Raw genomic sequence first — 12,498 nt, forward strand, 5'->3', positions numbered from 1 at the left:
TCGTATCGCTTGCCCATTTTGGACATTGTTATGCACCTTCGCCCTCTTGAATGATTGAGTCAATCAACAAGGGCGACAGGTAGCCTGACACGGAGGGGTTTGTAAAAAAAGTGAGTCGCCGTAAGGGCGAAACCCTAAGTGGCCGTTACCGCAGGAACGGATATACACACCAGACCAAATCCCCACAGCAAACCCTTGCCCCAACGCCACAGCCGTCTAACATCAACCAAACGGAAAATATGTCCCAATCCCCCTCAAGTTGAAGGACCCAACAACCGACACAGTACGAATAGGCAAACACTCCAAGCCACAGCATTTCGGCCAAGCTACAGGCAAAACCCAATGTGATTGATTGTCCCTTTGACTGCCATCACCGGATTGCCAATACTCATGGCAACTTGACGCTACCCGCACGGAACAAGGAAATGACTCTTTGAAGCTGGAACTCAAGAACAGCTTGTCGGTGAAGTTGCTCCGGGTCGTGCTCCTGTCGGCATTGATCGTCGGCGTGGTCTTGAGCTGCGCGCAGATCGTTTTCGATGCCTATAAAACACGCCAGGCCGTGGCCAGCGATGCCCAACGCATCCTCGACATGTTCCGCGACCCCTCGACCCAGGCTGTCTACAGCCTGGACCGGGAAATGGGCATGCAGGTGATCGAAGGCCTGTTTCAGGACGACGCTGTGCGCAAGGCCTCCATTGGCCATCCCAACGAAGCCATGCTCGCGCAAAAGTCTCGCGAGCTGCAGCATTCCGACAGTCGCTGGCTGACCGACCTGATCCTCGGCAAGGAGCGCACCTTCACCACCCAACTGGTGGGTCGCGGCCCTTACAGCGAGTATTACGGCGACTTGAGCATCACCCTCGACACCGCCACCTACGGCCAGGGTTTCATCGTCAGTTCGGTGATCATCTTCATCTCCGGCGTGTTGCGTGCGATGGCCATGGGGCTGGTGCTGTACCTGGTCTATCACTGGCTGCTGACCAAGCCGCTGTCGCGGATCATCGAACACCTCACGGAAATCAATCCGGATCGCCCCAGCGCACACAAAATCCCGCTACTCAAGGGGCATGAAAAGAACGAACTGGGGATCTGGATCAACACCGCCAACCAGTTGCTCGAATCCATCGAGCGCAACACCCATTTGCGCCACGAAGCGGAAAACAGCCTGCTACGCATGGCCCAGTACGACTTCCTCACCGGCCTGCCGAACCGCCAGCAATTGCAGCAGCAACTGGACAAAATCCTGGTAGACGCCGGCAGGTTGCAACGTCGGGTCGCGGTATTGGTGGTCGGCCTGGACGACTTCAAGGGCATCAACGAACAATTCAGCTACCAGACCGGCGACCAACTGCTGCTGGCCCTGGCCGATCGCCTGCGCGCTCACAGCGGACGCCTTGGCGCCCTCGCCCGCCTCGGCGGCGACCAGTTCGCCCTGGTTCAGGCCGACATCGAACAACCCTACGAAGCGGCCGAACTGGCCCAAAGCATTCTCGATGACCTGGAAGCGGCCTTTGCCCTCGATCATCAAGAGATTCGCCTGCGCGCCACCATCGGCATCACCCTGTTCCCCGAAGACGGTGACAGCACCGAGAAGCTGCTGCAAAAAGCCGAGCAGACCATGACCCTGGCCAAGACTCGCTCGCGCAACCGTTATCAGTTCTATATCGCCAGCGTCGACACCGAGATGCGCCGCCGTCGCGAGCTGGAAAAAGACCTGCGCGACGCCTTGGCCCGAGGCCAGTTCTACCTCGTCTACCAGCCGCAGATCAGTTATCGCGATCACCGCGTGGTGGGTGTCGAGGCGCTGATTCGCTGGCAGCATCCCGAGCACGGGCTGGTTCCGCCGGACTTGTTCATCCCCTTGGCCGAGCAGAACGGCACCATCATCGCCATCGGTGAATGGGTGCTGGATCAGGCGTGCAAGCAATTGCGCGACTGGCATGACCAGGGTTTCGTCGACCTGCGCATGGCGGTGAATCTGTCCACGGTGCAGCTGCACCACGCCGAGTTGCCACGGGTGGTCAACAACCTCCTGCAGATGTACCGCCTGCCACCGCGCAGCCTGGAGCTGGAAGTCACCGAAACCGGCCTGATGGAAGACATCAGCACGGCCGCCCAGCACCTGCTGAGCCTGCGCCGCTCCGGTGCGCTGATCGCGATCGACGACTTCGGCACCGGTTACTCGTCATTGAGTTATCTGAAAAGCCTGCCGCTGGACAAGATCAAGATCGACAAGAGCTTCGTTCAGGACCTGCTCGATGACGACGACGATGCGACCATCGTTCGGGCCATCATCCAGTTGGGCAAGAGCCTGGGCATGCAGGTGATTGCCGAAGGCGTGGAAACCCCCGAGCAAGAGGCCTACATCATCTCCGAGGGCTGTCACGAAGGTCAGGGCTATCTCTACAGCAAGCCGCTGCCGGCGCGCGAATTGAGCGCGTATCTGAAACAGGCCCAGCGCAGTAACGCTGCTATTTTGTAAAAGATCAAAAGATCGCAGCCTCGTTTCACTCTGTAGGAGCTGTCGAGTGAAACGAGGCTGCGTTCTCTTGATCTACCTCACGCGTCCCCGCGAATAAGAAATATTTCCAAGCACAACCCTTTACACATAATGCGAAAGATTTGCATTATGTCGCAGTTTTGCGCGCTTGCTGCGCCATTCCACCCCTTCTCGAAGCAGGATGTTCGCCATGATTCGTATGCCTCTGGCTACCGCCAGTCTGTTGGCCATCGCTATTTCCCTCGCCGGTTGTGGCGAAGGCAAAGACAAAGCTGTCGCTGCGCAAGCACCGACTCCGGCCGCCAGCACCACGGCCCCGGCTGCTGCACCTGCCGCTGCCAGTAAAGTCGACGAAGCCGCCGCCAAAGCCGTTGTCGCGCATTACGCCGACATCGTCTTCGCCGTTTACAGCGATGCCGAATCCACCGCGAAGACCCTGCAAACCGCCGTCGACGCCTTCCTCGCCAAGCCGAACGCCGACACCCTGAAAGCTGCCAAGGCTGCCTGGATCGCTGCCCGCGTTCCTTACCTGCAGAGCGAAGTGTTCCGCTTCGGCAACACCATCATCGACGACTGGGAAGGTCAGGTGAACTCCTGGCCGCTGGACGAAGGCCTGATCGACTACGTCGACAAATCCTACGAGCACGCACTGGGTAACCCGGGCGCCACGGCCAACATCATCGCCAACACCCAGGTTCAGGTCGGCGAAGACAAGGTCGACGTGAAAGACATCACCCCGGCAAAACTTGCCAGCCTGAACGAGCTGGGTGGCTCCGAGGCCAACGTCGCCACCGGCTACCACGCTATCGAATTCCTGCTCTGGGGCCAGGACTTGAACGGCACTGGCCCTGGCGCCGGCAACCGTCCAGCTTCCGACTACCTGGAAGGCAAAGGCGCAACCGGCGGTCATAACGATCGTCGTCGCGCTTATCTGAAGTCCGTGACCCAACTGCTGGTCAGCGACCTGGAAGAAATGGTCGGTAACTGGAAGCCGAACGTGGCCGACAACTACCGCGCCACCCTGGAAGCCGAGCCAGCTGAATCCGGCCTGCGCAAAATGCTGTTCGGCATGGGCAGCCTGTCCCTGGGCGAACTGGCGGGCGAGCGCATGAAGGTTTCCCTGGAAGCGAACTCCCCGGAAGACGAACAGGATTGCTTCAGCGACAACACCCACAACTCGCACTTCTACGATGCCAAAGGCATTCGTAACGTGTACCTGGGCGAATACTCCCGCGTCGACGGCACCAAAATGACCGGCGCCAGCCTGTCGTCCCTGGTGGCCAAGGCTGACCCGGCTGCCGACACCGCGCTCAAAGCCGACCTGGCCGCCACCGAAGCCAAAATCCAGATCATGGTCGATCACGCCAACAAGGGTGAGCACTACGACCAACTGATCGCCGCCGGCAACACCGCTGGCAACCAGATCGTCCGCGACGCTATCGCTTCCCTGGTCAAGCAGACCGGTTCGATCGAAGCCGCCGCTGGCAAACTGGGCATCAGTGACCTGAACCCGGACAACGCTGATCACGAGTTCTGATCAACGCTGTTTGAATAAAAAGGCGACCTTCGGGTCGCCTTTTTATTGGCCCTAACGCAGATCAAAATGTGGGAGCGGGCTTGCTCGCGAAGGCGCCGTCACATTCAACATTATTGGTGACTGACAAACCGCTTTCGCGAGCAAGCCCGCTCCCACAGGGGATTGTGATTAACCTGATGATCATCGCAAAACCCTGCGCTACATCAACCAAACGATAATTCCTCTTATTCAATCTCCCCTGCCCTGTTAGACTTTGCGCCCCTTGTTTTGCTCGTCTTGCAGGATGTCTGATGCCCTCGCTGCCTCTTCGCTTTCCCGCACTGTTTCTGGCCCTGGGCCTGAGTGCCTGCGATGACGCCCCGCGTTTTACCCAGGCCGAACCCGGTGAAGCCCGGTCCGGTGGCAGTGCAACCGTGCGCAAGACCGATCAGAACTCATTTTCTTTGCCGTCCGCCAACCTGTCGCCGTCACGGCGCGTGGACTTCAGTGTCGGCAACAGTTTTTTCCGTAATCCCTGGGTGATCGCGCCGTCGACCACCACTGCCCGGGATGGCCTCGGGCCGTTGTTCAACACCAACGCGTGCCAGGGCTGCCACATCAAGGACGGCCGCGGTCATCCGCCCACGCCTGATGCGCAGAACGCCGTGTCGATGCTGGTACGCCTGTCGATTCCCGATGCGCCGGCCTATGCCAAGGTCATCGAGCAGCTCGGTGTCGTCCCGGAGCCGGTTTACGGCGGACAATTCCAGGACATGTCCGTGCCGGGTGTCGTGCCGGAAGGCAAAGTGCGCGTCGATTACACGCCCGTTCCGATTCGCTTCAAGGACGGCACCGAAGTCGAGTTGCGCAAACCGATGTTGCAGATCACCCAGCTCGGCTACGGCCCGATGCACCCTGACACGCGTTTCTCGGCCAGGGTTGCACCGCCAATGATTGGCCTGGGCCTGCTCGAAGCAATTCCCGACAAGACGATCCTGGCCAATGCCGAGGCTCAGGCAAAAGACAAAAACGGTATCGCCGGGCGCCCGAACCAGGTCTGGGATGACGCGCAGCAAAAAACCGTTCTCGGCCGATTTGGCTGGAAGGCCGGCCAACCAAACCTCAATCAACAGAATGTTCACGCGTTTTCCGGTGACATGGGTCTGACCACAAGCCTGAGGCCCGTCGACGACTGCACCGATGCGCAAACCGCCTGCAAGCAGGCACCGAATGGCAATGGCCCGGATGGCGAGCCGGAAGTCAGCGATAACATCCTGCGCCTGGTGCTGTTCTACAGCCGTAACCTCGCCGTACCGGCCCGCCGCGATGTCAGCGCCCCCGAGGTGCTGGCCGGCAAGAATCTGTTTTTCCAGGCCGGATGCCAGTCCTGCCACACCCCGAAATACACCACCGCCGCCAATGCCGCAGAACCTGAACTGGCCAATCAAGTGATTCGCCCTTACAGCGATCTGCTGCTGCATGACATGGGCGACGGTCTGGCCGACAACCGTACCGAATTCCAGGCCAGCGGCCGCGACTGGCGCACCCCGCCGTTGTGGGGCATCGGCCTGACGCAGGCGGTCAGTGGCCACACCCAGTTTTTGCACGATGGCCGCGCCCGCAATCTGCTCGAAGCCGTGCTCTGGCATGGCGGCGAAGCCACAGCGGCGCAGCAACAGGTTTTGTCTTTCAACGCCGAACAGCGCGCTGCGTTGCTGGCGTTCTTGAATTCCCTTTAATACGTATTCCATAGCGGGAGCCCGACATGTTCCGTCCCAAATTGTTGTTCACCAGCCTTGCCGCGCTAGCCTTGGGCGCCTGTTCCCCTCAGGATCCGCAGGCCGTCACGTCAGCAGCCATCGCCAAGTCGGTGATCCTGCCGACCTACACGCGCTGGGTTGAAGCCGACCGCCAGCTGGCTGTCAGTGCGTTGGCCTACTGCGAAGGCAAGGAAAACCTCGACACCGCCCGCGCCGACTTCCTGCATGCGCAGAAAGCCTGGGCCGAGTTGCAGCCGCTGCTGATCGGGCCGCTGGCCGAGGGCAATCGCGCCTGGCAAGTGCAGTTCTGGCCGGACAAGAAAAACCTCGTCGGCCGTCAGGTCGAGCAACTGGTCACCGCACAGCCGCAGATCGATGCCGCTGCCCTGGCCAAGTCCAGCGTTGTGGTTCAAGGCCTTTCTGCCTACGAATACATCCTGTTCGACAGCAAGCCTGATGTGGCCAACGCTGAACAGAAAGCCAAGTACTGCCCGCTGCTGATCGCGATTGGCGAGCGTCAGAAACAACTGGCCGAAGAGATTCTGAAAAGCTGGAACAACACCGACGGCATGCTCGCGCAGATGAGCAAATTCCCGAACCAGCGCTACGCCGATTCCCACGAAGCCATCGCCGATCTGTTGCGCGTGCAAGTCACCGCCATCGACAGCCTGAAGAAAAAACTCGGCACGCCGATGGGCCGTCAAACGAAGGGTGTGCCGCAACCGTTCCAGGCCGATGCATGGCGCAGCCAGTCGTCCCTGACCGGCCTCGAAGCCAGCCTCGCCGCCGCCAAAACGGTGTGGGAAGGCGTCGACAACAAAGGCCTGCGCGGCCTGTTGCCGAGCGAGCAGAAACCGTTGGCCGACAAGATTGACGCCGCTTACGCCGCGTCCCTGAAACTGTTCGCCAGCAATCAGCGCTCGCTGACCGAGATGCTCAATGACGATGCCGGTCGCCAGCAACTCAACGATCTCTACGACAGCCTCAACGTCGTCCACCGCCTGCACGAAGGCGAACTGGCCAAGGCGCTGGGCATCCAACTGGGCTTCAACGCCAACGACGGTGACTGATGAGGGCAAGTTCCATGCTGCGACGCCAGGCTCTGACGTTAGGTAGTTTGCTGCTGGGTGCGGTGACACTGGGCGGCTGGACGCTGTTCAAGCAGAAGGACAAAAGCCCGCTGCTGCTGTCGGCGCGGGACGACACCGACGGCAAGCACTACGCCGTCGGTTACCGGCTGGACGGCACCCGGGTGTTTGCCACCCAGGTCGGCCAGCGCTGCCACGACATCATCAACCACCCGACGCTGCCGATTGCGCTGTTCGTCGCCCGTCGTCCTGGCACCGAGAGTTACCTGATCGACCTGCGCGACGGCACGCTGCTGCAAACCGTGACCTCGCTGCCGAACCGGCACTTCTACGGTCACGCGGTGATTCACAAGAGCGGCGACTGGCTGTACGCCACCGAGAACGACACCTCCGATCCAGGTCGCGGCTTGCTCGGTGTGTATAAGTTCGAAGGTGAGCGGCTGGTGCACAGCGGCGAGATTTCGACCCACGGCGTCGGCCCGCATCAGGTGTCGTGGATGCCCGACGGTGAAACCCTGGTGGTGGCCAACGGCGGCATTCGCACCGAGGCCGAAAGCCGCGTCGAGATGAACCTCAACGCCATGGAACCGAGCCTGGTCCTGATGCAACGCGACGGCACCCTGCTGAGCAAGGAAACCCTGGCCCAGCAGATGAACAGCGTGCGGCATTTGGGAATTGCCAGCGACGGCACCATCGTCGCCGGTCAGCAGTTCATGGGGCCGTCTCACGAGTCGTCGGAGCTGCTGGCGATCAAGCGTCCCGGGCAGCCTTTCGTGGCCTTTCCGGTACCTGAGCATCAGTTGCAGGCCATGGGGCATTACACAGCCAGCGTCGCGGTGCACAGCGAATTGCGCCTGGTCGCGTTGACTGCGCCACGGGGCAACCGCTTTTTCATCTGGGACCTGGACAGCGGTGAAGTGCGCCTGGACGCGCCGCTTCCCGATTGCGCCGGGGTCGGCGCGGTAGCCGATGGCTTTGTCGTGACCTCGGGTCAAGGACGCTGCCGGTTCTACGATTGCCGCCAGACAAGCCTTGTAGCAAAACCCCTCGATCTACCCGCAGGGCTCTGGGACAACCACCTGCACCTCATCTAGACACGGTCCTTTGTAGCAGCTGGCGCAGCCTGCGTTCGGCTGCGAAGCAGTCGTGATATCAGGCGCCGCGATGTTTCATGAAAACCGAGGTGTCTGGATTTACGACTGCTTCGCAGCCGAACGCAGGCTGCGCCAGCTGCTACAGGTCGGGGTGACGCCCACCTGTAAGTTCTGCCAGTTGGAATCAATCTCCCACTCGGAGTAATGTGCCCCGACTGTCTCACCTGATTTTCTCCAAGGAAGTGGAAATATGCTGCGTCGCCGCATGCTGATCATGTTGGGTGTTGTTTTGCTGATCGTGCTGGTGCTGGCCGGTTACAAAGCCTTCTCCATCTATACGATGATTCAGGGCTTTGCTGTGCCGAAACCGGCGATCAGTGTCGCCGTGGCCACGGCCACCGAACGGCCGTGGCAAGCCCGCCTGCCCACCGTCGGCACGCTCAAGGCGCTGCAAGGCGTGGACCTGAGCCTGGAGACCGACGGCACCGTCATCGATTTGCAGTTCGAGTCAGGCCAGAAGGTCAAGGTCGGCCAACCGCTGCTTTTGCTTGATAGCGTGGTAGAAACCGCCCTGCTCGAAACTGCTCAGGCCGACCTGGGTCTGGCGCAGCTCGATTACGGTCGCGGCAGTCAATTGGTGGGCAGCCAGGCCATTTCCAAAGGCGAATTCGACCGGCTCTCTGCAGTGCTGAAAAAGAGCCGGGCCACGGTCAATCAGCTCAAGGCGGCGCTGGCCAAAAAACGCTTGCTCGCACCGTTCAGCGGGACCATCGGCATTCGTCAGGTGGACATCGGTGACTATCTCGCCAGCGGCACCATGATTGCCACCCTGCAAGACCTCAGCAGCCTCTATGTAGACTTCTTCGTGCCCGAGCAGTCGGTACCGAAAATCGCCCTCGGCCAACCGGTGCAGATCATTGTCGCGGCCTACCCGACACAAACCTTCCCCGGCACCATCAGCGCGATCAACCCGAAAGTCGAAAACAGCACGCGCAACGTCCAGGTCCGCGCGACCCTGGCTAATCCCGACGGCAAACTGCTGCCGGGGATGTTCGCCAGCCTGCAAGTGTTGTTGCCCGACCCGCAGCCGCGCATCGTCGTGCCGGAAAGCGCGATCACCTACACGCTGTACGGCAACTCGCTCTATGTCGTCGCGCAGAAAAAAGCCGAAGACGGCAGCCTGGAAAAAGACGACAAGGGCCAACCGATCCTGATCGCCGAACGACGTTTCATCGAAACCGGCGAGCGCCGCGATGGGCAAGTGATGATCACCAAAGGCGTGCAGAACGGCGAAAAAGTGGTCACGGCCGGCCAGATCAAACTGGACAACGGCGCACACATTGCGATCAGCGACGACAAGACCTTAGCCGAGAAGAACAGCCCGCCGCGCGCGGACTGATCAAGGAATCCCCATGGCTTTTACCGACCCGTTCATCCGTCGCCCGGTGCTCGCCACCGTAGTCAGCCTGCTGATTGTGCTGCTGGGCTTCCAGGCCTGGAGCAAGTTGCCGCTGCGCCAATATCCACAAATGGAAAACGCCCTGATCACGGTAACCACCGCTTATCCCGGGGCCAACGCCGAAACCATTCAGGGCTACATCACCCAACCGATGCAGCAAAGTCTGGCGAGCGCCGAAGGCATCGATTACATGACCTCGGTCAGTCGCCAGAACTTCTCGGTGATCTCGATCTATGCGCGCATCGGCTCCAACAGCGACCGCTTGTTCACCGAACTGCTGGCCAAGGCCAACGAGGTGAAGAACCAACTGCCTCAGGACGCCGAAGACCCGGTACTGAGCAAGGAAGCCGCCGACGCCTCGGCACTGATGTACATCAGCTTCTTCAGCAAGGAACTGAGCAACCCGCAGATTACCGACTACCTGTCGCGGGTCATCCAGCCGAAACTGGCGACCCTGCCGGGCATGGCTGAAGCCGAGATTCTCGGCAACCAGGTATTTGCCATGCGTCTGTGGCTGGACCCGGTCAAGCTCGCCGGTTTCGGCCTGAGTGCCAGCGACGTGACCGATGCCGTACGCAAATATAACTTCCTCTCCGCCGCCGGCGAAGTGAAAGGCGAGTACGTCGTCACCAGCATCAACGCCAACACCGAGCTCAAATCCGCTGAAGCCTTTGCCGCGATTCCGCTCAAGGTCGAGGGCGACAGTCGCGTGCTGCTCAGCGATGTGGCGCGGGTTGAAATGGGTGCGGAAAACTACAACTCGATCAGCTCCTTCGGCGGCACACCTTCGGTGTACATCGGCATCAAGGCCACGCCCGGCGCCAACCCGCTGGACGTGATCAAGGAAGTGCGCAAGATCATGCCGGACCTGGAAGCCCAGCTGCCGCCAAACCTTAAAGGTGAAATCGCCTACGACGCCACACTGTTTATCCAGGCCTCGATCAACGAGGTGATCAAAACATTGTTCGAAGCGGTGTTGATCGTGATCGTGGTGGTGTTCCTGTTTCTCGGCGCGCTGCGTTCGGTGGTGATCCCGGTAGTCACCATCCCGCTGTCGATGATCGGCGTGATGTTCTTCATGCAGATGATGGGCTACTCGATCAACCTGCTGACGTTGTTGGCGATGGTATTGGCCATCGGCCTGGTGGTGGACGACGCCATTGTGGTGGTGGAAAACATCCACCGGCACATTGAAGAAGGCAAGACACCGCTGGATGCAGCCATCGAAGGCGCCCGGGAAATCGCCATGCCGGTGGTCTCGATGACCATCACCCTGGCAGCGGTCTATGCGCCGATCGGCTTCCTGACGGGGCTCACGGGGGCGCTGTTCAAGGAGTTCGCCCTGACCCTGGCCGGCGCGGTGGTGATCTCCGGCATTGTCGCCCTGACCCTGTCGCCGATGATGTGCGCCTTCCTGCTGCGTCACGACGAAAATCCCAGCGGCCTGGCCCATCGCCTGGACCTGATATTCGAAGGTCTCAAGCGCCGTTACCAACGCATGCTGCACGCAACCCTGAGCACCCGGCCGGTGGTGCTGGTGTTCGCGGTGATCGTGCTGTGCCTGATTCCGGTACTGCTCACGTTCACCAAGTCGGAACTGGCGCCGGACGAGGACCAGGGCATCATTTTCATGATGGCCAACGCCCCGCAACCGGCCAACCTCGACTATCTGAGCACCTACACCGACGAGTTCGTCACGATCTTCAAGACGTTTCCCGAGTACTACTCGTCGTTCCAGATCAATGGCTTCAACGGCGTGCAATCGGGGATCGGCGGCTTCCTGCTCAAGCCGTGGAACGAACGCAGCCGCACTCAGATGCAAATCCTGCCCGAGGTCCAGCGCAAACTGGAGAGCATTTCCGGGTTGCAAATCTTCGGCTTCAACCTGCCTTCCCTGCCCGGTACCGGCGAGGGGCTGCCGTTTCAGTTCGTCATCAACTCCGCCAAGGATTACGAGTCGCTGCTGCAAGTGACCGACCGGGTGAAAAAGCGGGCAATGGAATCCGGCAAATTCGCCTTCGTCGACGTCGACCTGGCGTTCGACAAACCTGAAGTGGTGGTGGATATCGATCGCGCCAAAGCCGCACAGATGGGTGTTTCCATGCAGGATCTGGGCGGAACGCTCGCGACATTGCTGGGTGAGGCGGAGATCAACCGTTTCACCATTGAAGGTCGCAGCTACAAAGTCATCGCGCAGGTCGAACGGCCCTTCCGGGATAACCCCGACTGGCTGAACAATTATTATGTGAGGAACACCCAAGGCGAACTGCTGGCCCTGTCGACCCTGATCACCGTGACTGACCGGGCGCGTCCACGGCAGTTGAACCAGTTCCAGCAACTCAACTCGGCCATCCTGTCCGGGGTGCCGCTGGTCAGCATGGGTGAAGCCATCGACACCGTGCGCCAGATCGCTCGGGAAGAGGCCCCGGTGGGTTATGCCTTCGACTATGCCGGCGCATCCCGGCAATACGTCCAGGAAGGCAGTGCGCTGTGGGTCACCTTCGCCCTGGCGCTGGCGATCATTTTCCTGGTACTGGCCGCCCAGTTCGAAAGCTTCCGCGATCCGCTGGTGATTCTGGTGACCGTCCCCTTGTCGATCTGTGGTGCGCTGATCCCGCTGTTCCTGGGCTGGTCGAGCATGAATATCTACACCCAGGTCGGCCTGGTGACGTTGATCGGGCTGATCAGCAAACACGGAATCCTGATCGTCGAATTTGCCAACCAGTTACGCAAGGACAAAGGCCTGACGCCGCGCGAGGCTGTGGAGGAAGCAGCGGCCATTCGTCTGCGTCCGGTGTTGATGACCACCGCTGCGATGGTGTTCGGCATGGTGCCGTTGATCATCGCCACGGGGGCGGGCGCCGTCAGCCGGTTCGACATCGGCACGGTGATCGCCACGGGGATGTCGATCGGGACTTTGTTTACGTTGTTTGTGCTGCCGTGTGTTTACACCTTGCTGGCTAAACCCGATAAGTCTAAAGAACACACATAACCTTGTGGGAGCGGGCTTGCTCGCGAATGCGGTGTACCTGTCACATCAATGCTGAATGACACACCGCATTCGCGAGCAAGCCCGCT

General features: G+C 60.3%; 7 protein-coding genes. All 7 read left to right on the forward strand.

Annotation, left to right across the window (positions count from 1 at the left end; genetic code table 11):
* The first annotated feature begins 433 nt into the window (after window positions 1-433).
* The 7 genes from ASC74_RS14455 (at window position 434) to ASC74_RS14485 (ending at window position 12,412) form a co-directional block, all read left to right on the forward strand.
* Window positions 434-2,485, forward strand: a complete 2,052-nt coding sequence (locus tag ASC74_RS14455) for a putative bifunctional diguanylate cyclase/phosphodiesterase (protein ID WP_056741994.1) — start codon at window positions 434-436, stop codon at window positions 2,483-2,485.
* Between the two features lie 208 nt (window positions 2,486-2,693).
* On the forward strand, window positions 2,694-4,040 hold the full coding sequence (locus ASC74_RS14460) for an imelysin family protein (protein WP_056741995.1): 1,347 nt from the start codon (window positions 2,694-2,696) through the stop codon (window positions 4,038-4,040).
* A 290-nt stretch (window positions 4,041-4,330) separates the two neighbouring features.
* A complete protein-coding gene (locus tag ASC74_RS14465) occupies window positions 4,331-5,758 on the forward strand; it encodes a di-heme oxidoreductase family protein (RefSeq protein WP_056741996.1) in 1,428 nt (475 codons plus the stop codon).
* 26 nt (window positions 5,759-5,784) lie between these two features.
* A complete protein-coding gene (locus ASC74_RS14470) occupies window positions 5,785-6,849 on the forward strand; it encodes an imelysin family protein (protein ID WP_046047112.1) in 1,065 nt (354 codons plus the stop codon).
* A gap of 14 nt (window positions 6,850-6,863) precedes the next feature.
* Window positions 6,864-7,961 carry a DUF1513 domain-containing protein gene (locus ASC74_RS14475; RefSeq protein WP_056741997.1) on the forward strand — a complete coding sequence of 366 codons (1,098 nt, stop codon included), beginning with the start codon at window positions 6,864-6,866 and terminating at the stop codon, window positions 7,959-7,961.
* 250 nt (window positions 7,962-8,211) lie between these two features.
* Entirely contained in the window at window positions 8,212-9,360 is a 1,149-nt protein-coding gene (locus tag ASC74_RS14480) for an efflux RND transporter periplasmic adaptor subunit (RefSeq protein ID WP_056741998.1), read from the forward strand.
* Between the two features lie 13 nt (window positions 9,361-9,373).
* The gene (locus ASC74_RS14485) at window positions 9,374-12,412 is read left to right on the forward strand and encodes a multidrug efflux RND transporter permease subunit (protein ID WP_056741999.1); all 3,039 of its coding nucleotides are present in this window, start codon (window positions 9,374-9,376) and stop codon (window positions 12,410-12,412) included.
* Window positions 12,413-12,498 lie beyond the last annotated feature (86 nt).

The organism is Pseudomonas sp. Root329, assembly GCF_001424925.1.
Classification (GTDB): Bacteria; Pseudomonadota; Gammaproteobacteria; order Pseudomonadales; family Pseudomonadaceae; genus Aquipseudomonas; species Aquipseudomonas arabinosi.